This window comes from Thiohalocapsa marina, assembly GCF_008632335.1.
GTDB classification, from domain to species: Bacteria; Pseudomonadota; Gammaproteobacteria; order Chromatiales; family Chromatiaceae; genus Thiohalocapsa; species Thiohalocapsa marina.
Window position 1 is genome coordinate 91147 of the sequence record NZ_VWXX01000007.1, and the last position, 26116, is coordinate 117262.

The 26116-nt window shown below is 67.3% G+C and carries 22 protein-coding genes and 1 riboswitch; of the genes, 12 read left to right on the plus strand and 10 right to left on the minus strand.

The window, feature by feature from the left end:
* The first annotated feature begins 144 nt into the window (after positions 1-144).
* The 9 genes from F2Q65_RS07425 (at position 145) to moaD (ending at position 8443) form a co-directional block, all read left to right on the plus strand.
* Positions 145-693, plus strand: a complete 549-nt coding sequence (locus F2Q65_RS07425; protein ID WP_150091972.1) for a zinc ribbon-containing protein — start codon at positions 145-147, stop codon at positions 691-693.
* A 137-nt stretch (positions 694-830) separates the two neighbouring features.
* A riboswitch (glycine riboswitch) is annotated at positions 831-936 on the plus strand.
* Between the two features lie 197 nt (positions 937-1133).
* Positions 1134-2225 carry a glycine cleavage system aminomethyltransferase GcvT gene (gene gcvT, locus F2Q65_RS07430; protein WP_150091974.1) on the plus strand — a complete coding sequence of 364 codons (1092 nt, stop codon included), beginning with the start codon at positions 1134-1136 and terminating at the stop codon, positions 2223-2225.
* A gap of 98 nt (positions 2226-2323) precedes the next feature.
* Positions 2324-2716, plus strand: a complete 393-nt coding sequence (gcvH, locus tag F2Q65_RS07435) for a glycine cleavage system protein GcvH (RefSeq protein ID WP_150091976.1) — start codon at positions 2324-2326, stop codon at positions 2714-2716.
* Between the two features lie 13 nt (positions 2717-2729).
* Positions 2730-4127 carry an aminomethyl-transferring glycine dehydrogenase subunit GcvPA gene (gene gcvPA, locus F2Q65_RS07440; protein ID WP_150091978.1) on the plus strand — a complete coding sequence of 466 codons (1398 nt, stop codon included), beginning with the start codon at positions 2730-2732 and terminating at the stop codon, positions 4125-4127.
* 46 nt (positions 4128-4173) lie between these two features.
* Entirely contained in the window at positions 4174-5667 is a 1494-nt protein-coding gene (gcvPB, locus tag F2Q65_RS07445; RefSeq protein WP_150091980.1) for an aminomethyl-transferring glycine dehydrogenase subunit GcvPB, read from the plus strand.
* Between the two features lie 7 nt (positions 5668-5674).
* Positions 5675-6046, plus strand: coding sequence for a diacylglycerol kinase (locus F2Q65_RS07450; protein WP_150091982.1), 372 nt, complete (start codon positions 5675-5677; stop codon positions 6044-6046).
* A gap of 218 nt (positions 6047-6264) precedes the next feature.
* On the plus strand, positions 6265-6795 hold the full coding sequence (moaB, locus tag F2Q65_RS07455; protein ID WP_150091984.1) for a molybdenum cofactor biosynthesis protein B: 531 nt from the start codon (positions 6265-6267) through the stop codon (positions 6793-6795).
* A 95-nt stretch (positions 6796-6890) separates the two neighbouring features.
* Positions 6891-8195, plus strand: coding sequence for a molybdopterin molybdotransferase MoeA (locus F2Q65_RS07460; protein ID WP_150091986.1), 1305 nt, complete (start codon positions 6891-6893; stop codon positions 8193-8195).
* The gene (gene moaD / locus F2Q65_RS07465; RefSeq protein ID WP_150091987.1) at positions 8192-8443 is read left to right on the plus strand and encodes a molybdopterin converting factor subunit 1; all 252 of its coding nucleotides are present in this window, start codon (positions 8192-8194) and stop codon (positions 8441-8443) included. The genes F2Q65_RS07460 and moaD overlap by 4 nt, the downstream gene beginning before the upstream one ends.
* A 204-nt stretch (positions 8444-8647) precedes the next feature.
* Here the strand turns inward: moaD and F2Q65_RS19630 are convergent, their stop codons facing one another.
* From F2Q65_RS19630 to F2Q65_RS07495, 6 genes are all read right to left on the minus strand, one after another.
* Positions 8648-9280, minus strand: coding sequence for a hypothetical protein (locus tag F2Q65_RS19630; protein WP_211353984.1), 633 nt, complete (start codon positions 9278-9280; stop codon positions 8648-8650).
* Between the two features lie 169 nt (positions 9281-9449).
* Positions 9450-9950, minus strand: coding sequence for a hydrogenase maturation protease (locus tag F2Q65_RS07475; RefSeq protein ID WP_211353985.1), 501 nt, complete (start codon positions 9948-9950; stop codon positions 9450-9452).
* A gap of 81 nt (positions 9951-10031) precedes the next feature.
* Positions 10032-11540 (minus strand): Ni/Fe hydrogenase subunit alpha, encoded by a 1509-nt coding sequence (locus tag F2Q65_RS07480; protein ID WP_150091989.1) that lies wholly within the window; start codon positions 11538-11540, stop codon positions 10032-10034.
* A gap of 20 nt (positions 11541-11560) precedes the next feature.
* Positions 11561-12112, minus strand: a complete 552-nt coding sequence (locus F2Q65_RS07485; protein WP_150091991.1) for an NADH-quinone oxidoreductase subunit B family protein — start codon at positions 12110-12112, stop codon at positions 11561-11563.
* 2 nt (positions 12113-12114) lie between these two features.
* Positions 12115-12834: a 2Fe-2S iron-sulfur cluster-binding protein gene (locus tag F2Q65_RS07490; protein WP_150091993.1), complete on the minus strand. Its 720-nt coding sequence runs from the start codon at positions 12832-12834 to the stop codon at positions 12115-12117.
* 64 nt (positions 12835-12898) lie between these two features.
* The gene (locus F2Q65_RS07495) at positions 12899-14704 is read right to left on the minus strand and encodes an NADH-ubiquinone oxidoreductase-F iron-sulfur binding region domain-containing protein (protein WP_150091995.1); all 1806 of its coding nucleotides are present in this window, start codon (positions 14702-14704) and stop codon (positions 12899-12901) included.
* A gap of 271 nt (positions 14705-14975) precedes the next feature.
* Here F2Q65_RS07495 and F2Q65_RS07500 point away from each other — a divergent pair, with 271 nt between their 5' ends.
* From F2Q65_RS07500 to F2Q65_RS07510, 3 genes are read left to right on the plus strand one after another with little or no spacing between them, the layout of a single operon-like run.
* Positions 14976-16154 carry a hypothetical protein gene (locus F2Q65_RS07500; RefSeq protein ID WP_150091997.1) on the plus strand — a complete coding sequence of 393 codons (1179 nt, stop codon included), beginning with the start codon at positions 14976-14978 and terminating at the stop codon, positions 16152-16154.
* Positions 16155-16162: 8 nt separating this feature from the next.
* A complete protein-coding gene (locus F2Q65_RS07505) occupies positions 16163-16627 on the plus strand; it encodes a hypothetical protein (RefSeq protein ID WP_150091999.1) in 465 nt (154 codons plus the stop codon).
* The gene (locus F2Q65_RS07510; RefSeq protein ID WP_150092001.1) at positions 16624-19119 is read left to right on the plus strand and encodes a putative bifunctional diguanylate cyclase/phosphodiesterase; all 2496 of its coding nucleotides are present in this window, start codon (positions 16624-16626) and stop codon (positions 19117-19119) included. The genes F2Q65_RS07505 and F2Q65_RS07510 overlap by 4 nt, the downstream gene beginning before the upstream one ends.
* A gap of 135 nt (positions 19120-19254) precedes the next feature.
* On the opposite strand, the gene F2Q65_RS07515 is transcribed toward F2Q65_RS07510, so the two are convergent.
* The 4 genes from F2Q65_RS07515 to F2Q65_RS07530 are packed head-to-tail and all read right to left on the minus strand — an operon-like array spanning position 19255 to position 26079.
* Positions 19255-21453: an ABC transporter ATP-binding protein gene (locus F2Q65_RS07515; protein ID WP_150092003.1), complete on the minus strand. Its 2199-nt coding sequence runs from the start codon at positions 21451-21453 to the stop codon at positions 19255-19257.
* Positions 21450-22967 (minus strand): ABC transporter permease, encoded by a 1518-nt coding sequence (locus F2Q65_RS07520; RefSeq protein ID WP_150092005.1) that lies wholly within the window; start codon positions 22965-22967, stop codon positions 21450-21452. The genes F2Q65_RS07515 and F2Q65_RS07520 overlap by 4 nt, the downstream gene beginning before the upstream one ends.
* Positions 22967-23944 (minus strand): ABC transporter permease, encoded by a 978-nt coding sequence (locus F2Q65_RS07525; RefSeq protein WP_150092007.1) that lies wholly within the window; start codon positions 23942-23944, stop codon positions 22967-22969. The genes F2Q65_RS07520 and F2Q65_RS07525 overlap by 1 nt, the downstream gene beginning before the upstream one ends.
* Complete coding sequence (locus tag F2Q65_RS07530) at positions 23941-26079, minus strand: ABC transporter substrate-binding protein (RefSeq protein ID WP_246156043.1); 2139 nt, start codon at positions 26077-26079, stop codon at positions 23941-23943. Before F2Q65_RS07530 ends, F2Q65_RS07525 begins: the two co-directional genes overlap by 4 nt.
* Positions 26080-26116 lie beyond the last annotated feature (37 nt).

Consider the following 26116-nt stretch of genomic DNA (forward strand, 5'->3'; position numbering starts at 1 on the left):
TTATACCCATCGCAGGCGAGATTTCGCGTTTCCACCCCGTCGTCCTTGTACTTTGCGCCACATCGGCCAGACTTGTGGCAAGATTCGACGAATACGCCACTGGCGATGACAGCCGATGACGCACCACCACGCGAGGAGAGAGCCATGAACGATCCCGGCAAACACGGCGAGCACAAGGAACATGCAGCCGACTATCTGGTGGAGGCCTACGAGCGGATGCTGAAGGGCACCGAAGAGGCGATTCGCGAGGCCCGCGAGTCGGCGCCGAAGATGCAGCACATGCTGGAACAGGTGCGCGACAACATGGTGGAACTCGGCGAACTGACCCGCGAGGAGGCAAACAAGGTCGCCGACTATGTCCAGCGCGACATCGAGGATGCCGCCAACTACATCGCCGAGACCGGCGAGGACCTGCGCGACTGGTGGCACTTCGACCTGCAGCTGATGGAACGGCGCATGCTCGACGCCTTCACCAGCGTGGCGGACCAAACCAGCCTGCAGCTGAGCCAGTGGGCAGAGCGCGCGCGCCGCGCCGGCCTCTACCAGGCTGGCCAGATCACCGGGCCCGGCACCCTGGTCTGCGACAAGTGCGGCGCCGAAACCCACTTCACCCGAACCGGCCGTATCCCGCCCTGCGCGGATTGCGGCGGCCTGGCCTTCCACCGCCCCAAGCCGAAGCGGGACGAGGCCTGAGCGCACGGCACCTGACGGGCCGCTCCCTGACGACTGGCCCCTGACGCGTTGCCCCAGCATCAGCCGACAGCCGAGTGCCGAATTGTCCACGCATCACTTGGCAAGCCTCGCTGGCGTCGCTATAGTCTCGGTTCGGATTCGAGCCCGCGGGAGAGACCGCTGACGACCGGTTACCGGACGGCAGCGGCGCCGAAGGCGCAACACCGCCCGGAATCGCTCAGGCAAAAGGACCGCCGGCTCACGAACCGACTCTGGAGAGCGGCCGCTCAGCGCGGCCCACCGACGGGGCAGCAGGCCGCCTGATGCGGCGGCCAATGCAAACTCTCAGGTCCAGGACAGAGGGGCGACCGAGGAGCGGCAGCACAGGTGCGCCGACCCTGTTCGTCTTGTCCAACGCCCCGGACGGCTTTCGGCCGCCGGCCCGACCGCGAGGCCCGCTCATGGGTTCCAGAACACCATTGTTTGATGAACACCAGCGCCTTGGCGCCAGGATCGTCCCATTCGGCGGCTGGGAGATGCCGCTGCACTACGGCTCCCAGCTCGACGAACACCACGCCGTCCGTCGCGACGCGGGCATGTTCGATGTCTCCCACATGCAACCGGTGGACATTACCGGAGCGGATGCCCGGGCCTTCCTGCGTATGCTGCTGGCCAATGACGTCGACAAGCTGCGGGAGCCGGGCAAGGCGCTGTACAGCTGCATGCTCAACCCCAACGGCGGCGTCATCGACGACCTCATCTGCTACTTCCTCGGCGCCGACCGCTACCGGCTGATCGTCAATGCCGCCACTGCCGGCAAGGACCTGGACTGGATCAACCAGCAGGCGACCCCATTCGACGTCACCATCGGCCGTCGCGACGACCTCGCCATGGTCGCCATCCAGGGCCCCCAGGCGCGACAGAAGACCGCACCCTTGCTGCCGCAGGCGGTGCGTGAGCCGTCGCTGGCGCTGAAGCCCTTCCATGCGGTGGAGCACGACGGCTGGCTGGTGGCCCGCACCGGCTACACCGGCGAGGACGGATTCGAGATCCTGCTGCCGGCGGACCGGGCGGTGGCGCTGTGGCGCGGCCTGCTGGACGCCGGGGTGGTGCCCTGCGGCCTGGGCGCCCGCGACACCCTGCGCCTGGAAGCCGGCATGAACCTCTATGGCCAGGACATGGACGAGGACACCGACCCGCTCAACAGCGGTCTGGGCTGGACCGTGGCCTGGGAGCCGGCGGACCGGGCATTCATCGGACGCGCGGCGCTGGAGACCCGGCGCAACGCCCAGGACCTCTCCTGCGTAGTCGGCCTGCTTCTCACCGGCCGCGGCGTGCTGCGCAGCCATCAGACCGTACTCATCGACGGCCGTCCAGCCGGCGAGACCACCTCCGGCGGCTTCTCGCCCACGCTGCAGCGCTCCATCGCGCTGGCGCGGGTGGACGCCGGCATCGGCGAGGACTGCGCGGTGGAGATCCGCGGCAAGCCCGTCGCCGCGCGGGTGGTGAAGCCGCCTTTTGTGCGCAACGGCAAGAGCCGGATCTCGCTTTGACTGAGACCGACCAATCTATCCTGTAATCGATTCCGTTAGCTGCTGCCCAGGCCCCGTGATGCGTCCGGGCGCACCCACAACCCCATCGGAGCCCGCCCATGAGCAACATCCCCGCAGACCTGAAGTACACCGACAGCCACGAGTGGATCAAGGACAACGGCGACGGCACCGCCACCATCGGCATCACCGACCACGCCCAGGAGGCACTGGGTGACCTGGTCTTCGTGGAACTGCCGGAGGCTGGCCGCCAGCTCGCGGCCAAGGACGCCTGCGCGGTGGTGGAATCGGTCAAGGCCGCCTCCGACATCTACAGCCCCGTCGGCGGCGAGGTGGTGGAGGTGAATCCGTTGCTGGAAGACGCCCCCGAGACCATCAACAGCGATCCCTACGGCGACGGCTGGATCTTCCGGCTGAAACTGGCCGATGCGTCGGAACTGGCCGGCCAGCTGGACGCTGCGGCCTACGAAGCGACCCTGGCCGCCGAGGCCTGAGCGAGCAGAACCGATGCCGTTCATCCCCCACACCGAAGACGACGTCGCCGCCATGCTGGCGACCATTGGCGTCGATCGCATCGACGATCTGTTCGACGAGATCCCGCCGGAACTGCGTGCGAAGGACCTCGACGGCGTGCCCGCAGGCGTGTCCGAGATGGACATCAGCCGGGTGATGCAGGCGCGTGCCCGCGAGGACGGCCAGCCGCTCTGCTTCATCGGCGCCGGTGCCTACGAGCATCACATCCCGGCCGCCGTGTGGCAGATCACCACCCGTGGTGAGTTCTACAGCGCCTACACGCCCTACCAGGCCGAGGCCAGCCAGGGCACCCTGCAGGTGCTCTACGAGTTCCAGTCCATGATGACCGCACTGACGGGTCTGGACGTGTCCAACGCCTCGCTCTACGACGGCGCATCGGCGCTGGCCGAGGCGGTGCTGATGGCGGTCCGCGCCAACCGCAAGGTGAAGTCACCGCGGGTGCTGCTGCCGCGCAATCTGCATCCGGCCTATCGGCGCACGGTGCGCAGCATCGTCCGGCATCAGGGCATCGAACTGGTTGAAGTACCCTTCGATCGCGCCGGCGGCCACACCACGGTGGAGCAACTGGAGGCCGCGGCGGGAGGCGAATTCGCTGCCCTGGTGATCCCCCAGCCCAACTTCTTCGGTGTGCTGGAAGAGGTCGACGAACTGACCGACTGGGCCCATGCGCGTAATGCGCTGGTCATCGGCGTGGTGAATCCGGTCGCCCTTGCGCTGCTGTCACCCCCGGGCGACTGGGGCACGGCGGGCGCCGACATCGCCTGCGGTGAAGGCCAGCCCCTGGGCATGCCACTGGCGTCCGGCGGGCCCTATCTCGGTTTTCTGTGCTGCAAGCACGCCTTCGTGCGGCAGTTGCCCGGCCGCATTGCCGGCAAGACGCTGGACGCCGACGGCCAGGAAGGCTTCACCCTGACCCTGCAGGCGCGGGAGCAGCACATCCGCCGCTCCAAGGCGACCTCGAACATCTGCACCAACCAGGGGCTGCTGGTCACCGCCGCGACCATCCACATGGCCCTGCTTGGCGCCGAGGGTCTGGAGCGCGTGGCCGCCGCCTGCCATGCCAACAGCCGCAAGCTCAGCGACAGGCTGTGTGAGATCCCCGGCGTCGAGCCGCTGTTCGACCGCCCGGTGTTCCACGAACGCGCGCTGCGGCTGCCGGCCCCCACCGCCGACGTGCTGCGCTCCCTGGCGGCGCACAACATCCTCGGCGGCTTCGACCTGGGGCCCGACTACCCCGAACTGGAGCCGGCGCTGCTGGTCTGCGCAACTGAAGTCCGCACCGACGACGATCTGGACGCCTATCACGACAAGCTGGCCCGGGTCATCGCCACGCGCACCCAGGCTCGCTGCCCGGTGGAACCCAAGTTCTGACGCTCACCCTCCAACCCGCTGCCGCATCGAGATCCGACACGCCGCCATGCTGATCCACGACCTCTCCCGACCCGGCCGCCGGGCCACCGCCCAAGCCCCGCTCCAGGCGCCCATCCCGGAATCCACCCAGGCCCCAGGCGCCCGTTCCGATGCCGACGGCCTGCCAGCGGCATTGCGTCGCAAGCGTCGCGCCGCCCTGCCGGAGGTGTCGGAGCTGCAGGCGGTGCGCCACTATACCCGGCTGTCGCAGAAGAATTTTTCCATCGACACCCACTTCTACCCCCTCGGCTCCTGCACCATGAAGTACAACCCGCGCGCCTGCAACAGCCTGGCGTCGCTGCCGGGTTTCCTGGCGCGCCATCCGGCGGCACCGGAGAGCCACAGCCAGGGCATCATGGCCTGCCTGTTCGAGCTGCAGGAGATGCTCAAGGCGGTGACCGGGATGCACGGGGTCTCGCTGGCGCCTGCCGCCGGCGCCCAGGGCGAGCTGGCCGGCGTGATGATGATCCGCGCCTACCACGACGCCCGCGGTGACACCGACCGGCGCGAGATCCTGGTGCCCGATGCCGCCCATGGCACCAACCCGGCATCGGCGATCATGGCCGGGTTCGACGTGCGCGAGATCCCCACCGGCGCCGATGGCGACGTGGACATCGACGCGCTGCGCCGCGCCGTCGGCCCGCAGACCGCCGGCATCATGCTGACCAACCCCAGCACGGTGGGCGTGTTCGATCGCAACATCCAGGCCATCGCCCACACCGTGCACGACGCCGGCGGCCTGCTCTATTACGACGGGGCCAATCTCAATGCCATCCTCGGCAAGGTGCGCCCCGGCGACATGGGCTTCGACGTCATCCACATGAACCTGCACAAGACCTTCTCGACGCCCCATGGCGGCGGCGGGCCCGGTGCCGGTCCGGTGGGTGTCTCCAAACGGCTGGAACCCTACCTGCCGGTACCGCTGGTGGTGCGCGACGGCGATGAGTACCACTGGCAGGCCGAAGGCGACCGCCCGGACAGCATCGGTCGGCTGACCGCCTTCGGCGGCAACATGGGCATCCTGCTGCGCGCCTACATCTACGCCCGCATGCTCGGGGCGGAAGGCATGCGCCGCGTGGCGGACTACTCCGCGCTGAACGCCAACTACCTGATGGCCCGGCTGCGCACGGCCGGCTTCCAGCTGGCCTATCCCGAGCGGCGCGCCAGTCACGAGTTCATCGTCACTCTGAAACACGAGGCAAAGAACTTCGGCGTCAACACCATGGATTTCGCCAAGCGCCTGCTGGACTATGGCTACCACGCGCCGACCACCTACTTTCCGCTGCTGGTGCCGGAGTGCCTGCTGATCGAGCCCACCGAGACCGAGGACAAGGAGTCCCTTGACGGCTTCGTCGATGCCATGACCACCATCCGCGCGGAGGCCGAGCAACAGCCGCAGCTGCTCAAGGAGGCGCCTCACCGGTTGCCGGTACGCCGGCTCGACGACGTGCGTGCGGCCCGGCACCTCGACCTGGCCTGGCGGCCGGCCGAGTCTGGTTGAGCGCATCATGGCAAACGGCAGCGCCCGGGGCGGGGCCCGCCTGATCCGTGCCTTCGGCTACTCGATGATGGGGCTGCAGGCCTGCTTCCGCTCCGAGGCGGCCTTCCGGCAGGAACTCTTTGCCCTGATCCCGCTGATACCCCTGGGCCTCTGGCTCGGCGACACCCCGGTGGAGCGCGCGCTGCTGCTGGGCAGCCTGTGGGTGGTGCTCATCGTCGAGTTGCTGAACTCCGCCATCGAGGCCAACGTCGACCGGGTGGGGCTGGAGCGCCATGAGCTGTCGAAACGCGCCAAGGACATCGCCTCGGCGGCGGTCTTCACCAGCCTGGTCTTCGTTGCTACGATCTGGGGCCTGATCCTGCTGCCCAAGTGGTTCTAGGGAGACGCTGACTTATTGGCCACCCTGATCCGAGCCAGGCCAAAAACCAGCACGCGATTCGAAAACGCGGTTTCCGAATCGCTTCATTTTCAGCGGCTTACGCTGCTAAAAATGGCGGGGACTCCTGCCCCGCACGGGACATGCCGGATAAATCAGCATATCCCAAGACCCTTGTCATCTGACTGCCGGACCGATCGATACAGAGACCGCCGCACGCCATGAGCAAAACCCCGGACAACGCCCCTTTCCTGCCGCTGGACATCGCCATCCTCACCGTGTCCGACAGCCGCACCGAGGCCAACGACACTTCAGGTCACCTGCTGCGTGACAGCGCCACTGCTGCCGGCCACCAGGTGCGTGCAAAGGCCATCGTGCCCGACGACGTCTACGCCCTGCGCGCCGTCTTTTCCAACTGGATCGCCGACCCGGCCATCGGCGTCATCATCAGCACCGGCGGCACCGGCATCACCGGTCGCGACAGCACGCCGGAAGCGGTGACGCCGCTGCTGGACAAGTCCATCGACGGCTTCGGCGAACTCTTCCGGCAGCTGTCGTATCAGGACATCGGCAGCTCCACCATCCAGTCCAGGGCCGTCGCCGGGCTCGCCAACGGCACCCTGATCTTCTGCCTGCCCGGTTCCACCGGAGCCTGCCGCACCGCCTGGGAGCAGATCCTGGCGGCACAGCTGGACAGCCGTACCAGGCCGTGCAATTTTGCGCAGCTGATCGAGCGTTTTCGCGAGTCCTGATCGCTGCCGCCTTCAGCGATAGCGTCAGGTCCCGCAGGCCGACACCCAAGGCGCAAATACCCAACCTACGTCTGCAATGGGTCGACTCAACGGACATGAAACAGCCTGAACACGCCGCTGCCAACGACTGCGACACCGGCCCGGTAGCGCCCCCCCTGGCCGTCGAGGCGGCGCTCGCCCTGCTGCTGGACCACGCCCGCCCCCTGACAGATGTCGAAGACATCCCCACCGCCGAGGCCCGCAACCGGATCCTGGCCGAACCGGTGCCGAGCCGCGTCGACCTGCCGGGCTGGGACAACAGCGCCATGGACGGCTACGCCATTCGGCATGCGGATCTGGTGCAGCCCGAGCCTGCTTCCGGCCCGGCACCGACCGGGCGGCGGCTGCGCATCGCCCAGCGCATTGCCGCGGGACACTGCGGCCAGCCCCTGGCCCCGGGCACTGCCGCGCGCATCTTCACCGGCGCACCGGTACCGGCCAACGCCGACACCGTGGTGGTGCAGGAGATCTGCCAGACCGAGGGCGACAGCCTGATCATCCCGACCGCAGCGCTCGCCCGGATCCAGCCCGGCGCCAATGTCCGGCGCCGCGGCGAAGAGTGCCACGCCGGCGATGTCATCCTCACTGCCGGCATCCGGCTGGCCGCGGAACACCTGGGACTCGCGGCGGGCGCAGGCGTGGAGCGGTTGCCGGTCTATCGCCGGCTGCGGGTGGCGATCTTCGCCAGCGGCGACGAGTTGCGCATGCCCGGCGAGCCCCTGTCGCCGGGGCAGATCTACAACTCCAATCGCTTCCTGCTGCGCGCCCTGCTGGAGACCCTGGACTGCGAGGTGATCGACCTGGGCATCGTCGCCGACACCCTGGACGCAACCGTCGAGGCGTTGCAGCGCGCGGCCGGTCAGGCTGACCTGGTGCTTGCCAGCGGCGGCGTCTCGGTGGGCGAAGAAGACCATGTGCGCCCGGCGGTGCAGAAACTCGGCCGCCTGGACCTGTGGCGGATCGCGATGCGGCCCGGCAAGCCGCTGGCCTTCGGCCATATCGGCGAGACGCCGTTCATTGGCAGCCCCGGCAACCCGGTGTCGCTGTTCGTTACCTTCGGGCTGTTTGCGCGCCCCTTCATCCAGCGCATGCAGGGGGTTGACGGCGATCTGGCGCCACGGTACATCCGCGCGCGCGCGGACTTCGACTCGCCAAGGCCCGACAAGCGGCGCGAATACCAACGCGCACGCCTCGATCTCGACCAGGACGGCGAACCCCGGGTCCAGGTCTTCCCCAGCCGCTCGTCGGCGGCACTGAGTTCGCTGGTCTGGGCCAACGGACTGGTGGTAGTCCCCGAGGGCCGCACCATCCGCAGCGGTGATCCGGTGCAGTTCATTCCCATGGGCGAGCTGGCGCGATGATCCAGATCCGCTATTTCGCCAGCCTGCGCGAGCGGCTCGGCACTGACGGCGAGTCGCTCCCGCTCGACGACAGCCGCTGCGTCGGCGATATACTGGAGCACCTGCGACAGCGCGGCACCCCCTGGGCCGAGGCCCTGGCACCATCCAAAACACTGCTATGCGCCGTCAATCAGGAGATGGCCAGACCGGAGACGACTCTCACCGACGGCGACGAGCTGGCCTTCTTCCCGCCCGTGACCGGCGGCTGAGCCTGGGTCCATCATCACGGACACCGACGGCATGGAGGACACAGGCGACGCGAACGCCGGGATGTTTCCGGTCACGATGCCCCCTGTGTGTGCCCCTGAATCCCCCTCTGAGGGCCACCCCTGAATGCCCGATGGCTGCGCCGGCAAAAAAAGGGCCTGGACACTGACGCCCAAGCCCTTGTGAAGAAAACGTCTGTTTTGGCGTCAGTCGTTGTTGCCGCCAAACATCTTCATGGGATTCGGCATCATCTTCATCGGATTCATGCCGCTCTTTTCCTCTTCCGGGCCATAACCGGGGCCATAACCAGGACCAGGTCCGTAGTATCCCGGGGCGCCGTAGCCGGCGGGCGGATAGCCGGACGGCGGCATGTAGCCCTGGGGTGGCATCTGCCCGTACCCTTGCGGCGGCATCTGCTCGTAGCCCTGCGGCGGCATCTGGCCGTACGCCGCCGGCGGCATCTGCTCGTAGCCCTGCGGCGGCATCTGGCCGTACCCTTGCGGCGGCATCTGCTCGTAGCCCTGCGGCGGCATCTGGCCGTACCCTTGCGGCGGCATCTGGCCATACCCCGACGGCGGCATCTGCTCGTAGCCCTGCGGCGGCATCTGGCCGTACCCCGCCGGCGGCATCTGCTCGTAGCCCTGCGGCGGCATCTGGCCGTACCCCGGCGGCGGCACCATGTCGCGCGGGGGCTCATCGTCCTTGTTGCCACCGAACCACTTCGACGGATTCATCATCTTGGAAGGGTTCATCATCTCGCCCATGTCCACGGCGGCGGCGGACCCCCCCGCCAGCACCACGGCAATGGCCATGCCCGTCAATCCAGCCTTGCGTAACATGCTCTGTCGCTCCTCCGCGTCTTTTGATCGTGTTCTCGCCGGTGGGCATGGATTTCCGAGCTGTGGCCGCAAATCGCCATGCACCGCAGTTGTCGTCGACAGCCGGGAAGGCGCTGCCGAACCCCAGGCAGTATAGGGAACAGCGACCCTGCAGGGCAAAGCCCGCGACTCATCGGGTGCCGACGTCAGACCCAAGGACGTGCAGCAGGTGTTGCAACGCGGCGTTCAGGTTTGCCTGTGCGACCGTCGTGAGCCCCGCCCCCAACGCGAAGCCCTCACCCTGCACCGCCAGCAGCCAGGTGCTCGGTGGCCGGCCGTACAGACGCGAATAGACCGCGAGCAGGCCCCCCGGCGTGGTGCTGTGGGTGCTGCAGGACAGGCCGTTCTGCGGCATCAGCGCCTCCAGGGTCCAGGGGGCGGAGGGATCCTGGCTGGCATCGACCAGGAACACCCGCCTGCGGCCCCGCAGGTCGAGCGCATGCTCGGGCTGGAGCTGAAAGTCCGTCAACAGATCAACGTCGGTGAGTCCTTGCCCATCCGGTCGCCGGATGTCCTTCAACGCCGCCAGACGCTCAACGAGCAGCGGCCCGATCGCATCATCGCCGCGGGACGGATTGCCGATCCCGAACACCAGCGTCGGGGCCACTGCGCCCATTACCTCAAGGCGCATGGGCCTGAGTCCGGTTTCCATCGGGGTTCTCAGTGAGGAATGCAGGGGCAACGGCTGCGCGGATTCTTTTTCGCGGATCACTCATGACGCGGCCGAACAATGGCCGTCGTCGACAATGTTTCCATCGGCACGCTTGCGCAGGCGATCCAGCACGGCACCGTCGGCATCCAGCAACTCCAGCTCCAACGGCATCTTGCCCAGGGCATGGGTGGCGCAGGAGAGGCAGGGATCATAGGCGCGAATGGCGACCTCGATGCGGTTGAGCAGTGGCTCGGTCAGACGCCGACCGTCGAGTTCGTCCAATGCCACCTGCCGGATCGATTCGTTCATGGCCTGATTGTTGTTCGTGGTGGAGACAATCAGGTTGGCCTTGCGCACCAGGCCGTCAGCGTCGATCTCGTAGTGATGGAACAGGGTGCCACGCGGGGCCTCGATGACCCCGATGCCCAGCCGTCGCGGCTCGCCCTGCAACAGCAGATCACGACCGCCAAGGTCGGGGTCCTGCAGCAGCCGTTCGATCGCTTCGGCGCAATGCAGCAACTCGATCAGCCGCGCCCAGTGGGTAGCCAAGGTCGCCTGGACCGGCCGCCCCTGCCCCATGGCGACGAACTCCTGTCGCTCGCGCTCCGCCAACGGCGTGTCGATGGCATCACAGTTGCCCACCCGCGCAAGGGGGCCGACCCGATACCAGCCAGCCTCAGGCCCCAGCGCCCGGATGAACGGAAACTTCATGTAGCTCCAGGGCTTGACCTGCTCGGCCAGCAGATCCTGGTAATCAGCGACGTCCGCATGGTCGAACAGCACCGACCCGGTAGCATCCCGCGCCCGCAAGCCACCGTGATAGAGCTCCAGCTCGCCGTCAGGACGCACCAGGCTCAGGCTGTTGGCATCGATGGTGCCGAACCGTTGAAACGCTGCCGCATTTGCCCCGAACAGGCGCTTCATCAGGGCTACGCCGTCCACCGCCCACTGCACCACCTGGCCGATGTCCGCCTGCAGCAAGTCGCGTTCGGACGCCGAAACGGCCTTGTTCACGCCGCCTGGGATGGCGCCTGTGCCATGGATCCGCTTGCCGCTGGTGATACGGATCACCTCCTGGCCGTACTTGCGCAACAAGACCCCCTGGCGGGCGATGTCCGGATGGGCGTCCAGCACACCGATGATGTTGCGATGGGCCACCGGATCATCGAAGCCGAACAGCAGGTCCGGCGAGGACAGATGAAAGAAATGCAGCGCATGGGACTGCAGGATCTGGCCGAAGTGCATCAGCCGGCGGACCTTCTCCGCCGTCGACGTCAGCTGATCGACCCCGACCAGCCGATCGCAGGCCTTGGCTGCCGCCAGGTGATGGCTGACCGGGCAGATGCCGCAGAGCCGCTGCACCAGGACGGGGAGCTCCCAGAAGGGCCTGCCCTGGATGAATTTCTCGAAGCCGCGGAACTCCACGATGTGCAGCCGCGCCTGCTGCACATGATCGTCCTCATCCAGCAGCAGCGTCACCTTGCCGTGCCCCTCCACCCGCGTCACCGGTTCGATGGCGACGCGCTTCAGGCCTTGCGGATGCGATGCGGTTTCCAGTTGGCTGGGCATGGTCGTGCGATCCGTGATGGTCAATCATAGTGAATCTGCGTGTAGGGAAAGCCGATGGGCTTGCCCGCCAGCAGCTCGGTCAGAAAGGTCCAGATGGCATCGGCGGAGGGCGGACAGCCGGGCAGGAAGTAGTCCACCTTGACCACCTCGTGAATGGGATGCACCTGACTCAGCAGCAGCGGCAATTCGGGGTCGTTGGGTATCCCTTGGTTATAGAGGCCGACACCATCGATATAGGCCTCCTCCAGACAATCACTCAGCGCGAAGCTGTTGCGCATGGCCGGAATGCCACCGTTCACGGCGCAGGCGCCCACGGCCACCAGCACCTTGCAGTGGTGGCGGAACGTGCGCAGGACCTCAACGTTCTCGGCGTTACCGACACCGCCCTCGATGAGGCCGAGGTCGCAGTCACCGATGGTCTTGATGTCAGTGAGCGGCGTGCGATCGAGCTCCACCAGCTCCACCAGATCGATGAGGCGCTCGTCGATGTCGAGCAGCGACATGTGACAGCCAAAACAGCCGGCAAGGGACGTGGTGGCCACGCGCAGCTTTGGCCGGACACGGGTATCCATGCTCATGCCTCCTCGTTGGCCGCCACATCGCCGACGCGGCTGATGGGCGCGCGATCGTAAAGACGCTCACCGATGGGCACCCGGTAACCGCCGCGGCGGGGCAGGATGGCGCCGACGGGGCAGACATGGGCCGCCTTGTCGGTGATCGCGAAGCGGCTGTCGCCGAGTCGGCCGGTGGGCGAGTCGACGATGAGCCGGCTGCCGATGCCGCGCCCGCTGATGGCGAAGACCCGCTTGCCGTCCTGGTCGCGACTGGCACGGACACAGAGCTCGCAGAGGATGCAGCGGTTATAGTCGAGGATCACATCGGGATGTGAGGCATCGACGGCGCGGCGCGGAAAGAAATGCGTGAAGTGCGGCTCCAGCATGCCGCAGTCATAGGCCACCGCCTGCAGCTGACAGGCGCCGCTCTTCTCGCAGGCCGGACAGACATGATTACCCTCGACGAAGAGCATCTGCAGGATCGAGACCCGCAGGGCACGGATCGACTCGCTCTGGCTTTCCACCTCCATGTCCTTGGCCGCCGGTGCCGTACAGGCCGACACCTCGCGCCCATCGGCGCACACCACGCACACCCGGCAACTGCCGTGGGGAGCGAACTCCGGGTGATGGCACAGATGCGGGATATAGGCCCCCGCCGCCAGCGCGGCATCCATGATGGTCTGTCCCGGTGCGAACGGGATCGGCCGACCGTCGAGCCTGAAGGTGCTGTGTTCTGCCATCGTTCCTCCCGATGAGACATGCATGAGCCGAGCAATTCACCCGCCAATCGACAGGCGACGGCATTCAGCAACCCACGTCCGCGGCGATATGCGCGCCGACATCGTCGCGGCCGGTCAGGGCGCGAGCCTCGGCGAGCGCGGCGTCGAGATCGAAGGCCGGCGTATGGTCAGCACTTGCCAGCCTGGACGCGTAGATCTGCGGAAACTTGTCCAGGGTGTTCAGCACATGGTTTGGCGCGGTGTGCCCCAGGCCGCAGTGGCTGGCGCGGCGCATCACGTCGGCGATCCGGCGCATCTCGTCGAGGTCGTGCCGCGAGGCCTTGCGGGCCGCCACCTTCTCGACGAGATCGCGCAGCAGCTTGCCGCCGACCCGACAGGGGGTACAGAAGCCGCAGCTCTCGTGCACGAAGAAGTCCGCGAAGTTGCGCACCATCTCCATCAGGTCGCGGCTGTCGTCGAAGACCATGAAGGAGCCGGCGGTGGGCAGATCCTCGAAGGCCAGCACGCGCTGAAACTCGTCGACCCCCAGGGTGGCCCCGGCGGCGCCGGACACCTGTACCGCCTGGGTCCGCTGGGCGCCGCAGTCGCCGAGCACCCGCGCGATGCTGGTGCCGAAGGGGTACTCGTAGATGCCCGGCCGTTCACAATCCCCGCTGACGCTCAGGATCTTGCTGCCGGCGGATCTGTCGGTGCCCTCGCTGCGGAACCAGTAACCGCCGTGCTCGGCGATGCGGGCGGCGGCGAGGAAGGTCTCGACATTGTTCACCACCGTCGGCCGTTCCAGATAGCCCTCGGTGACCGGGAAGGGCGGGCGCTTGCGGGTGACGCCACGCTTGCCTTCCAGCGACTCGATCAGCGCAGATTCCTCGCCGCAGATGTAGGCGCCCGCTCCCAGGTGGATGCGGATGTCGAAGTCAGTCCCCGTGTCCGCCATCCCCTGCCCCAGCAGCCCCTGCTCGCGCCGGCGCTGCAGCACCGCCTCCAGATGTTCCAGTAGATAGCGGTACTCGCCGCGCAGGTAGAGGAAACCTTCGCGTGCACCAATGATGCCCGCGCAGAGGGTCATCCCCTCGAAGACGAGATCGGCATAGGAGGTCAGCAGCACCCGGTCCTTGAAGGTGCCGGGCTCGCCTTCGTCGGCGTTGCAGACGACGACCTTCTCCGGATGCGCGGCCTCGCGGCAGAAGCGCCATTTCAGCGCCGTGGTGAAGCCGGCGCCGCCCCGACCGCGCAGGCCGGCGCGCTCGATCTCGGCGAGCACCGCATCCGGACCCTGCTGCCTGAGCGCAGCCAGACCCGCGTCGCGCGGCTCCAGATCGGACAGCAGCAGCCCCGGACGATGGACGTTGTTGGAGACGGCAAAGAACGCCTGCGGCCAATGCGGCAGCGGCACCCGGGTGTCGACCAGCGCAGCAATGCGACGGATACGCGCATCATCGAGCCGCGTCAGCGCAAGGCCGTTGACCAGCATCGCCGGGGCTTGGTCGCACATCCCGGTGCAGGAGGTCAGACCGACGCTGACCAGTCCATCCGCCCGGGTGCTGCCGGGGGACATGCCGAGCAGCTGGCAGAGCTGCGTCATCAGCCGTCCGTTGCCGAGCATGCGGTCGGTGATGTTATCGCTGAACAGGATGTCGTAGTCGCCCCGCGGCGCCAGGTGCAGGAAGGCATAGAAGTCGATGGCGGCCAGGATCTGCGCCCGCGTGACCCCCAGGGCGGCGACCAGCCGATCGATGCCCGCCGGCGGCACAAAGGAAAACGTCTGCTGCAGCGCGATCAGATGCTGCAGCACCAGGCTCGGGTCGCGCCCGAGCCGGGCCAGGGAGCGCTCAACAGCAGCAGCGATCCGGGAGGGTGATGGATTCAGCATGGGATTTTTGAGACTCAAGCTTCCAGCCGCCGGTCGCCGGCCGCTGGGCGTAACCACACCTTCCAGTATAGACAGCGCTGCGCTCTTCGCCCGCTCGGGACGACCAAACAGGACCGCTGCCGCGGCACACTGGTTGTTTCAGCACATCCTTGCCAGGCGACACACCGCACCCGGATCGCCGGTCGGGTTCAATGACGCCCGGAATGATGTATCATTGGCGTCACCGTTCTGTGAGCGACGCAAGGGCTTCGGATTGACTCAGGCAGCCAACATGAGCATCGCATCGCGCACGCGCGTGCTCGTTACCCCGGGTCTGTTGTGCGCGGCGCTGCTGATGCCGTTGCAGACGGCGGCCGTGGACCTCTCCCTGCACGGCTTCGGCACCCTGGCCGCGTCCCGCTCCAGCGACGGTTCGGCCGAACCGGTGCGCGACCTATCCCAGCCCTCCGGCATCACCGATGCATGGAGCCTGACCAGCGACAGTCTCATCGGCCTGCAGGGCAATCTCCGCTTCAGCCCGACGCTGGAGGCGGTGGTTCAAGGCATCTCGCGCTACCGCTACGATGGCACCTACACCCCGGAGATCACCTGGGCCTTCGTCGGCTTCTCGCCGGACCCGGTCTGGACCCTGCGCGCCGGCAGGTTGGGCACCGAGTTCTACATGCTTAGCGATTCGCGCTGGGTGGGCTATTCGTTCAATACCGTGCGCCCGCCCTCCGATTACTACGGCACCCTGCCCTTCAACTATGTCGACGGCATGGACCTGGCCGTGACCCATCCCTTTGCCGGCGGCCTGCTCAAGGGCAAGCTGTTCGGCGGCGAGAGCCGCGAACAGTCCCCGTTCGGCGACCTGCGTTTCGACCTGGACGGCTCGCTGCTGCTGGGCGGCTATGTGGAATACTATCTGGGCGACCTTCAGGCCCGTATCGTCCATGTCGGGGTGCGCTTCGCCAACGACCTGCCGCTGGACGCCTTCTACCGCACCCTGCCGGCGGCCACGGCGAACGAGTTGCGGGTGGCAGACCGGTGGTCCCAGTTCAGTTCCCTGGGTATCGTGCATGACCGCGGGCCATTGCAGACCCAGTTCATGCTGAGCCGAACCCACAACGACCACGGCACCTTCCAGGACACCTGGGCGGGCTATCTCGCATTGAATTACCGCATCGGCGACTGGACGCCGTTCATCGGCCTGTCGATGGTCAAGTCCGAGGCCAAGGACCTCAAGCATCCGATCCCCGGCGTCACGGACCTCTACCAGGCCGACTTCCACAGCGACCACCGCACCCTGCTGATCGGCACACGCTGGGACTTCCGCCCGAACATGGCGCTCAAGGCTCAGGTGGACCTCATCCGGGGCAGCCCGGATTCGATCTTCCTCTTCCGGCAGGAAACACCGGACTGGGACGGCTCGATGAACCTGTTCACCCTGTCCCTGGATGTGGTGTTCTAGCCAGCGCCATGGAACGTCGCACAGGGGCACACCTGCTGCTGGCCATCGTGCTCGCAATCGGTGTCGGCGCAGCCCGGGCGGCCGAGCCGGTCCTGGTGGTCATGGACCCCGCCAGCGGCCTGGACCGTCTGACGCGGGAGCAGGTCATCAACATCTTTCTGGGCCGATTCCGGCGGCTGCCGAACGCGCAGGCGGCCGTCCCCATCGACCGCTCGCGCGATGAGGCGCTGATGACCGATTTCTACCGCCTGCTGGTTGACAAGAGCCCCGCCGAGATCCGCGCCTACTGGGCGCGGCTGGTGTTTTCCGGCAAGACCGAGCCGCCGCAGAAGGCGCACGACCTGGACGACATGATCGAGCGGCTTGCGAACACGCCGGGGGCGGTCGCCTACATTCGCCCGGACGAGCTCTCCGAGCGCCTCCGGGTCGTGCTCGGTCTGGGTCTGGGTCTGGGTCCGGAGCCAGGTCGATGACAGCCATCCGCACCCGCTGGCATCACAGCATTCTCGCCCGCGCCGGTCTGATCCTGCTGGGCGTGCTGCTGCTGTTCGGCGCCGTTACCGTCGCGATCAACCTGCATTACAATCGCGCCCGCGCCGAGCAGGCCACCGAACTGCGCCTCAGCCAGTTGCTGGACACGGTGGAGAGCACCGCCAGCATCGCCTGCTTCACCCGCGATGATGTCCTGGCGGGCGAGCTCATTGCCGGCCTGCTGCGCAACTCCGAGGTACTGTCCGTGGTGGTCGAGGCGGACGGCGTCCCGCTGGCGGACAGCAGTCGCCAGGCAACGGACGCCGCTGCCGCGGTGACGCCCGACAGCCGAGTGCTGGTGCGCGACATCTACTCCCCGTTCTCACCCCAAACACCGGTAGGCCGCGTACTGCTGACGCCCAACCAGGCGCTGATCGACCAGGAACTGCGGCAGGAGACACGGATCCTCATGCTGCAGATGGCCATGCAGCTGCTGCTGGTGGCGCTGGCGTTCGCCGCGGCAACGCTGCTGCTGATCATCCGCCCGATCAAGGCGATCTCCGACCGGCTGCACGGCATGGACGCCACCCGCGGCGAACGCCTGCAGGTGCCGGCCGGCCACCGCGGGTCCGAGATCGGCCTGCTGGTCGCGGACGTCAACCGCCTGGCCGACCGCCTGGTGCGAACGCTGGAAGACGAGCGCGCCCTGCGCATCCAGCGCGAGATCGACGAACAGCGCTACCACGCCATCTTCGAAAACGCCGATACCGGCCTGTTCCAGATCGACCACCAGGGCTTGCTCAGCTCCTGGAATCCCGCCTTCGCGCGACTGATGGGGCTCTCTTCGGAGACCCGTCCCGAGCGCGAACTCGCGCTGCTGGATCTGGACTGGCACGACCCACAACCGCTGGCCGAGCTGTTGTCCGACTGCCGCAACACCGGCGGGAACCCCCGCCGCGATTCGGGCGCGCAGGATACCCCGCGGACCCAATCGGCCGAACTCCGCCACACCCACCCGGATGGTGTCGAGCGCTGGCTCAGCGTGGTGCTCACACCCATCACCGACCGCTCCGTCCAGGGCGTGTTGCACGACGTGACCCATCACCTGGAGGCCGAACAGTCCGCCAGACGGCTGGCGGTGACGGACCGCATCACCGGCATGGCCAACCAGCTCGGCCTGGAACAGCGCCTGCGTGCCCTGATCCAGGCCTCGGACCCGGAGGCCGAACCACCCCGTCCGGAACGGGCCATCGCCCTGGTGCTGATCAGCCTGGACAACTTCAAACGCCTCAGCAGCGGTCTGGATCCGGCGATCGGTGATGCCCTGCTGACAGAAACCGCCCGGCGTCTGTCGTCGGGGATCGAGGGCGCCAACCTGATCGCCCGTGTCGGCGAGAACCAGTTCGCGCTGCTGATGGCGGACCCGGCACCCGCGCTGGAGATCGAGCGCATGCTGGAGCAGGTGTTCGCCGACGCGCAGCAGCCAGTCTTCATCGCCGGCGCACCGCTGACACTGACCCTCAGCGGCGGCATTGCCTTCCATACCGGTACGGTGGCAAACCCCGTGGCGACGCTGTTCCAGCACGCCGATCTGGCCCTGGCCAGCGCGCAGGCCGGCCCCGGTGGCCCGATCTGCTTCTTCGATCCGGATCTGGCCCGACTCGCCCAGGAACGGCATCAACTGGAAACGGATCTGCGCCATGCCATCCGCGACGGCCAGTTCGTGCCCTTCTTTCAGCCGCTGGTGGACCTGCAACGGGGAGCGCTGGTCGGCGCCGAGGTGCTGATCCGCTGGCAACATCCGCAGCGCGGGCTGGTGCCGCCGAACGCATTCATCCCGCTGGCCGAGGAGACCGGCCTGATCAACGACATGGGGCGCTGGATCCTGGAGTCCGCCGGGCGGCAACTGGCCGCCTGGCAACACGCGGGCCGGGACCTGTACCTGTCGGTGAACGTCTCCGCCCACCAGATCCCCAAGGGCCTCACGCCCGATGCCTTGCATGAACTGGCACAGCGCCTTGGCTTTGCGCCGGCATCGCTGGCGCTCGAGATCACCGAAAGCATCCTTATCAGCGATGTCGACGGCGCCCAGGCCTGGCTCGACGCCGTGCGCGCCCGTGGCTTCCGGGTCTTTCTGGACGATTTTGGCACCGGCTATTCGTCGCTTTCGTACCTCAAGCGCTTCACGGTGGACCGGCTGAAGATCGACCAGGGTTTCATCCGCGATCTCGCCACCAATGCCGGCGACCGGGCCTTGGTGGAGGCCGTCACGGCCATCGCCGACAGCTTCGGCATGCAGGTGGTGGCGGAGGGCGTGGAGGATGCGGAGCATGTGCGGAGGCTCCGGGCAATGGGCTGCCATTACGGCCAGGGCTATTTCTTCTCGCCGCCGGTCCCGCTGGACGCCTTCTCCGAGGTAGGCAGGCGCATTCCGGAACTGATGCAGCCATTCCTGGATGCAGCACCTGGGTCAAATCCAGAGCCAGCTTCCTGAGCCAGCCCCCTGAGTCAGCCCCCTGAGTCAGACCCCTGAGTCAGACCCCTGAGTCAGACCCCTGAGTCAACCCCCTGGAGTCGCCCCTCCGTCGCCCCCTGCGTCGTCTCGCAGCAATGATGCCCGGGACTGATCTCAGGCACCGACCTCCGGGTTCGGCACCCTGTCCCGGACACAACGGACGAATCGGCTGTCGCTCAGATGCACGGCATCGGGATAGGCCGCGGCACAGCCAGGGAGCGCTTCGGGGCAGCGCGGATGGAAATGGCAGCCCGCCGGCGGGTCGGACGGCGACGGCATGTCCCCGTCCAGCTGGATCCTGCGGCGGCGATGCGCCCGCTCCACCATGGGCACGGCAGACAGCAGCGCCCGGGTGTAAGGGTGGCGCGGGTCGTCGAGCACCTCGGCGGTAGTGCCGCGCTCGACGATGCGGCCCAGGTACATCACCGCCACCTCGTGGGCCAGATAGGCTACCACCGAGATGTCGTGGGTGATGAACAGATAGCTGAGCCCCAGGTCCTGCTGAAGTTGCTTCAGCAGGTTCAGGATCTGTGCCTGCACGGACACGTCCAGCGCGCTGGTGGGCTCGTCGCAGACGATGATCCTGGGCTCCACCGCCAGCGCCCGGGCGATGCAGATGCGCTGGCGCTGGCCGCCGGAGAACTCGTGCGGGTAACGCCCCATGGCCTGCTCGCCGATGCCCACCTGCTCCAGCAGTTCCGCCACCCGCCGCCGCGCCGCGCGTCCGCGCTCGATGCCCAGGGCCTGCAGCCCCTCGCCGACGATATCCCCCACCAGCATGCGCGGGTTCATGGACGCAAAGGGGTCCTGGAAGATGATCTGCAGATCCTTGCGATGGCGGCGCATGGCACCATCGCCGAGGCGGGCCAGATCATCGCCGTTGTAGCGGATGCTGCCGCCGGTGGGCCGCTCCAGTTGCAGGATGCCCTTGCCCACCGTGGTCTTGCCGCAGCCAGACTCCCCCACCAGCGCCAGGGTGCGGCCCGGACGCAGGTCCAGGTCCACGCCGTCCACCGCCTTCACATAGCCCACGGTGCGCCTGAACAGGCCACGCTGGATCGGGAAATGCACCTGCAGGTCGCGGGCCGCCAGCAGCGTGGGGTGTTCGGCCGGGGGCCTGTTGTCACGCTGCGCCTGCGCTGCCTGCCTGGGGGCGGTGGCCGCGGCAGACACGGCGGAGCTGGCAGGCCCGGCGGGCTGGGCCGTCTCGTCTGTCGCGGGCCTCGCCGCCGTCGGCCAGACAGTGGCCACGTCGGCATTCTCCCAGAGCAGGCAACGCACCATATGCCCGCTGGCGTCAGTCGCAGGATCAAGGCTCGCGTCCTGCGACCCCTTTGTGCCGGCGGCTGTATCGGCGGCCGGATACCAGCCGGGTGCGGTCTCGCCACAGCGGTCCATGGCGCGGAAACAGCGCTCGACGAAGCGACAGCCGCTGAACGGCCGGTCCAGCGGCGGCACGCGGCCCGGGATCACCGCCAGCGCCCCGTGGCGCTTGTCCGCGCTCGGCAGACTCTCCATCAGCTTGCGGCTGTAGGGGTGCGCCGGGCCGGCAAAGAAGTCCGCGCTGGTGGCCTGTTCGACGATCTGGCCCGCGTACATCACCGCCAGTCGGTCGGCCGTCTCAGCGACCACGCCCAGATCGTGGGTGATCAGCAGCACCGCCATGCCGGTCTGCTGCTGCAGCCCCTTGAGCAGTTGCAGCACCTGGGCCTGGATGGTCACGTCCAGGGCCGTGGTGGGCTCGTCGGCGATGAGCAGTTGGGGATCCCCGGCCAAGGCCATGGCAATCATCACCCGCTGCTTCATGCCGCCGGAGAGCTGATGCGGATATTCGCCGGCGCGGCGCGCCGGGTCCGGGATGCCCACGGCCCGCAGTAGCTCCACCACGCGGTCCTGTATCCATCGGCCGCTGCGTCCGCGTCCCCGGGGCGGCGTGCCATGCAGCTGCACGGCCTCGGCGATCTGGGCGCCCACCGTCAGCACCGGGTTCAGCGAGGTCTGCGGCTCCTGGAAGATCATGCCCATGCGCCCGCCGCGCACGCCACGCATGTCGCGCTCCGAGAGGCCGAGCAGATCGGTGCCGTCGAGCCGCACAGCGCCGGCCGTGATGCGCCCGGACAACGGCAGCAGCCGCATCAGCGATAGCGCCGTCATGGACTTGCCACAGCCGGACTCGCCGAGCAGGGCCAGGGTCTCGCCGCGGCGGATGTCGAAACCGACAGCGTCGCAGACCCGCACCGCCCCGCCGCCAGAGGAACCGGCAGCGGCAAGTTCGGTGGTCAACTGCTCGACCTGCAGCAGCACCTCGGTCATCGCGCACTCCTCAGCCGCGGGTCGAAGGCATCGCGCACCACGTCGGCGAACAGGTTCGCCGCCAGCACCAGGGTGAACATGAAGACGAAAGCCGCCGCCAGCGACCACCAGACGATGGGATCGCGGGCCAGTTCCAGACGCGCGCTGTTGATCATGTTGCCCCAGCTGTTCATGGTGGGATCGACGCCGATGTTCACGTAGGACAGCACCGCCTCGGCCAGCACCAGGCCGCTGAAGTCCAGCACCACGGTGATCATGACGATGTGCAGCACGTTCGGCAGGATATGCCGGCCGATGATGGTGGAATTGCGCACGCCCAGCGCAGTGGCCGCCTGCACGTAATCGGCGGAGCGCAGCTTCAGCGACTCGCCGCGCAGCAGCCGGCAGAGCCCGGTCCAGCTGGTCACGCCGAGGATCAGGCACAGGAACAGCAGGCGCAGGTCCGCCCGCTGCACCAGGCTGTCGAACTGCTCCGCATTATTGGTCATGTAGACCTGCAGCATCAGGATGGCCGCGGCGATCAGCAGCACCCCCGGGATCGAGCTCAGGGTGGTGTAGAGATACTGGATGATGTCATCGGTGAGCCCGCGGAAGTAGCCGGCCATGATGCCCAGGATCACCGCCGCCGGCAGCATCACCAGCGTCGTCAGGGTGCCGATGACCAGCCCGGTGCGGATGCTCTTCAGGCTCTGATAGAAGACGTCCTCACCCACCTTGTCGGTGCCGAGGATGTGATACGTCGCCGCCAGCTCCGCGGCGATGAAGCAGAGCACCAGCATCAGCCCCAGGGTGAGCAGGGCCACCCGCCAGGGGATGCCGTCGCCGGGCGCCCCCTCGCTGCCCATATCAGAAGGGTCATCAGAACGGCCGTCGCCCGCCGTGTGTGCGCTCAGCCGGCCGTGCCAGAGCGCCTCGCCCACGGCGCTGAAGGACTCGCCGCGGCGCCAGGCCAGCAGACCGACCAGCAGCACCGCCAGGACCGTCCAGGCCATCAGTCCCTTGACCAGGCCGAGCAGGCCCCGCAGCATCACATCCCGGTTGCGCTGGGCGGGATCCGCCAGATGCGCCCCGCCATGCGCCAGCCGCGGATAGGCCCGCAGGACGCTGCCGTCCGGCTGCTCGATCGCCTCCTTCACGAACAGGTGGGTCGCAAAGGGCGCGGAGAAGGTCTTCTCCTGACGCTCGCGCAGGCCGGTGAGCCACAGATCCAGCACCGACAGCACCTGGGTCGAGTAGCGCGCGGTCGGCGCGGCCTCCTCACCCGTCCCACCGGCATCGGCTGCCGCCGCGATCACGGACGGGGGCTCGATACGCGGATGAAAATGCAGCGAGTCCAGCAGCCCGATGCCGACATAGAAGCAGATCACCACCAGGGCCGCGACCCCCACCGGCGAACGTACGACGCTGCGCCAGGGCGCCCGCAGATGTTCGTGCCGGGCCGCGTAGACGCCAAAGCCGACCGCCAAGGCAAACAGCAGAAAGATCAGCACATCCGTGGTCAGCAGCACCGGCATCAGGACAACCTCACCCGCGGATCCACCAGCGTGTAGGACAGGTCGGTCAGGATCAGGCCCAGGATGTAGAGCACCGAGCCCAGGAAGACCATGGCCCGAACGATGGCGAAGTCCTGCCGGTTGATGGCGTCGATGGTGTAGCTGCCGAGCCCTGGCACGCCGAAGAAGGACTCGGTTATCAGCGCCCCCATGAACAGCAGCGGCAGCACCGCGACCACGCCGGTCAGGATCGGGATCAGCGCATTGCGCAGCACATGCCGGAACAGCACCACCCGCTCACGCAGCCCCTTGGCGTGGGCCGTGCGCACATAGTCGCGGTTGATCTCCTCCAGGAAAAAGGTCCGGTACAGCCGCGTGCCACTGCCGATGCCGCCGATGACGCCGACGATGACGGGCAGGATCAGGAACTTGGTCGCCTGCGGTCCGGTGTCGTAACCAGAGATGGGCACCAGATGGAACAGCTTGCCGATGAGGAACTGCCCGCCGATGATGTAGAACAGCCCGGAAATGGACATCATGGCCACCAGCAGCACCACGCTGCCCCAGTCGATGTAGGTGGCGCGGAAGAAGATGATCATCAGGGCATAGCTGATGTTGATCGCCAGCCCCACCAGCAGCACGGGTAGCGCAATGGCCAGGCTCGGCCACATGCGCTGGGAGATGTCGTAGCCGATGTCGCGGCCGCTGTCGGACGAGCCGAAGTCGAAGGCGAACAGCTTCACCGACTTCTGGAAGAAGATGGTCTCGGTGAACGCCCCCAGCCCGGGCGCATCGGCATTGAACAGCAGCGGTTGGTCGTAGCCGTGCTCTGCCTTCCAGCTGTCCACGGCCGCCTGGGTCACGCGCTTGTCGCCGAGCTGCATGCGCGCCATGTCGTCCGGCGAGTTGAGCACGAAGAACAATACAAAGGTGATCAGGTTCACGCCGATCAGGATGGGCAGCGCATAGAACAGCCGACGGATCAGGTAGGCACTCATCGCGCGCTGCTCCGCTCGCGCCGGCGGGCGATGAGCATCGCCGGCACCGCGCCCAGCACCAGCAGCAGCACGGCCGCGCCAATGGGCCAGAGCACCGGCGGATTCCAGGCCTCGCGCAGCCGCGCCCGGACCTCGGGCTGCAGCGCGCGGTACTTCAGGGTGTTGTTGGCCATCAGGTTCGGCTTGACGTTGTCCAGCCAGCGATGATGCAGGCTGAAGGACTTGGGATAGTAGCCGAAGGCCCAGGGCGCATCCTGGCGCAGGATGGTGGTCATGCGGTCGATGATCTGCTGCCGCGCGGGACCGTCCGGCAGGTTCTTCATCTGCTCGAACAGGCTGTCGAATTCCGTATTGCGGTAGTTGGCCGCATTCTCGCCGCCGTCGACCTTGGCGTTCGGGCCGTAGAGCAGAAAGAAGAAGTTCTCCGGGTCCGGGTAGTCCGCGTTCCAGCCCCACATGAACACCTGCCCCGTGCCCTTGCGCATCTTCTCCTGGAAGCGGTTGTAGTCGGTGGCCCGCACCACCAGCTCGATGCCGAGCTTGGCAAACTGCTTGCGCATCCAGTTCAGCCGAGCCTTGCCGTCAGGACCAGCATCCATGGCCTCGTAGTAGATGGTCAGCGGTCGACCGGTCTCGGGGTCACGACCATCGTGATAACCCGCCTCGGCCAGCAGGGCCCGGGCCTCGTCGACGCTTCGGCGCACCGGCCGACCGTGCTGCCAGCGGAAGACAGCCGGGTTGATGCCGGCCTCGCCCTCGCGATGACCAAAGATCCCCGGTGGCACCGGTCCCTGGGCCTCGACGCCCCGGCCGTTGGCGAAGATGGAGATGTACTCGCCGAAGTCCACGGCAATGCTGATGGCCTGGCGCAGCAGGCGCGCCCGCTCGGAGTCGCCCCCCAGCAGCGGGTCGCGCATGTTGAAGCCCATGTACATGATGGACGTATCCACCGCCGTCACCAGTTCGATGCCCTTCTCGCGCATGGCCTCGGTGAGCCCGGCCTGGCCGGCGGCATCGAACTGCACCGCCTGATCGAAGGCGTCGGAGCTGATGCCGGAGCTGTCGTAGTACCCTTGCAGGAACTTGTTCCAGTAGGGAATGCCCTCCTTCTCCAGGCTGTAGACCGCGCGATCGATCATCGGCAGTTCCTTGCCCGCATCGTCGAGCAGGCCCGCCTCGGCATCGCCGGGCATGCCCTCGCTGGGGTAGCGCTCGCCATGGAAGTCGGGATTGCGGCTCAGCACCATGCGCCGGTTGGGGTTGTTCTCGGTGAGCATGAAGGGCCCTGTGCCCACCGGATACCAGTCCAGCGTCAGGTTGCTCTGCTTCATGCCGGGCTGCTGATACAGCGCCTCCGCCTCCCAGGGCATGGGCGCGAAGAAGGGCATCGCCAGCCAGTAGATGAACTGCGGATAGCGACCCTGTATGCGCACCCGGAAGCTGTAGCGGTCCACCACCTCGGCGCCGTCGAAGGGCACCTTGCGCAGATCGAAGAAGGGCCGCTCGCCGTCCTGTGCCGGCGGCGCCAGCTCGCCGAGGCGACGCGACAGGTCGGCAAAGCCCAGGATGTGCTCCGCCATCAGGCCGGCGATGGGCGAATGCAGCCAGGGCGCCGCCAGGCGCTTGATCTGATAGACATAGTCTTCGGCGGTCAGCTCGCGACTGCCGGTCTCGGGCAGGTCCGCCAGGGTATTCAGCCGCCCTGCCTGCTCCGGGGTCAACGCGTGATAGCGGTAGCCGCCCGCGTCATCGCGGGCAAAGGCGGGGTGGGGCTGATAACGGATACCCGGACGGATGCGCACCAGGTACTCGCTGATCGCCACGTCGGCGGCGGCGTCCGCCGGCAGCGGGTTGCCCGCCGCATCCAGCAAGCGCGGCTCGGGCACCGATTCCGCCGTGAGCGGCACCAGCGCATAGGGCCGCTTGAGGTAGTGATACTGCAGCGGCGGCTCGTAGATCTGGGCGATGAAGGCGTATTCGTTCGAACTGTAGGAACGCACCGGGTCCAGGTGCTTTGGCCGTTCGCCGAAGGAACCATACAGCACCGTCTCCCCTGCCCGTTCCGGCGGATAGGGGTTGTTCCAGGGCGGCTCGCCACAGCCGGTCAGCAACAGCGCGACACACCAAACCGCCACCCAAGCGACAAAATCCCGTTGAACCGCAGAGGCGCTG

Coding starts and splice junctions, on each gene's coding strand:
- F2Q65_RS07425 (WP_150091972.1), top strand. CDS start 145: ATGAACGATCCCGGCAAACACGGCGAGCACAAGGAACATGCAGCCGAC.
- gcvT (WP_150091974.1), top strand. CDS start 1,134: ATGGGTTCCAGAACACCATTGTTTGATGAACACCAGCGCCTTGGCGCC.
- gcvH (WP_150091976.1), top strand. CDS start 2,324: ATGAGCAACATCCCCGCAGACCTGAAGTACACCGACAGCCACGAGTGG.
- gcvPA (WP_150091978.1), top strand. CDS start 2,730: ATGCCGTTCATCCCCCACACCGAAGACGACGTCGCCGCCATGCTGGCG.
- gcvPB (WP_150091980.1), top strand. CDS start 4,174: ATGCTGATCCACGACCTCTCCCGACCCGGCCGCCGGGCCACCGCCCAA.
- F2Q65_RS07450 (WP_150091982.1), top strand. CDS start 5,675: ATGGCAAACGGCAGCGCCCGGGGCGGGGCCCGCCTGATCCGTGCCTTC.
- moaB (WP_150091984.1), top strand. CDS start 6,265: ATGAGCAAAACCCCGGACAACGCCCCTTTCCTGCCGCTGGACATCGCC.
- F2Q65_RS07460 (WP_150091986.1), top strand. CDS start 6,891: ATGAAACAGCCTGAACACGCCGCTGCCAACGACTGCGACACCGGCCCG.
- moaD (WP_150091987.1), top strand. CDS start 8,192: ATGATCCAGATCCGCTATTTCGCCAGCCTGCGCGAGCGGCTCGGCACT.
- F2Q65_RS19630 (WP_211353984.1), bottom strand. CDS start 9,280: ATGTTACGCAAGGCTGGATTGACGGGCATGGCCATTGCCGTGGTGCTG.
- F2Q65_RS07475 (WP_211353985.1), bottom strand. CDS start 9,950: ATGCGCCTTGAGGTAATGGGCGCAGTGGCCCCGACGCTGGTGTTCGGG.
- F2Q65_RS07480 (WP_150091989.1), bottom strand. CDS start 11,540: ATGCCCAGCCAACTGGAAACCGCATCGCATCCGCAAGGCCTGAAGCGC.
- F2Q65_RS07485 (WP_150091991.1), bottom strand. CDS start 12,112: ATGGATACCCGTGTCCGGCCAAAGCTGCGCGTGGCCACCACGTCCCTT.
- F2Q65_RS07490 (WP_150091993.1), bottom strand. CDS start 12,834: ATGGCAGAACACAGCACCTTCAGGCTCGACGGTCGGCCGATCCCGTTC.
- F2Q65_RS07495 (WP_150091995.1), bottom strand. CDS start 14,704: ATGCTGAATCCATCACCCTCCCGGATCGCTGCTGCTGTTGAGCGCTCC.
- F2Q65_RS07500 (WP_150091997.1), top strand. CDS start 14,976: ATGAGCATCGCATCGCGCACGCGCGTGCTCGTTACCCCGGGTCTGTTG.
- F2Q65_RS07505 (WP_150091999.1), top strand. CDS start 16,163: ATGGAACGTCGCACAGGGGCACACCTGCTGCTGGCCATCGTGCTCGCA.
- F2Q65_RS07510 (WP_150092001.1), top strand. CDS start 16,624: ATGACAGCCATCCGCACCCGCTGGCATCACAGCATTCTCGCCCGCGCC.
- F2Q65_RS07515 (WP_150092003.1), bottom strand. CDS start 21,453: ATGACCGAGGTGCTGCTGCAGGTCGAGCAGTTGACCACCGAACTTGCC.
- F2Q65_RS07520 (WP_150092005.1), bottom strand. CDS start 22,967: ATGCCGGTGCTGCTGACCACGGATGTGCTGATCTTTCTGCTGTTTGCC.
- F2Q65_RS07525 (WP_150092007.1), bottom strand. CDS start 23,944: ATGAGTGCCTACCTGATCCGTCGGCTGTTCTATGCGCTGCCCATCCTG.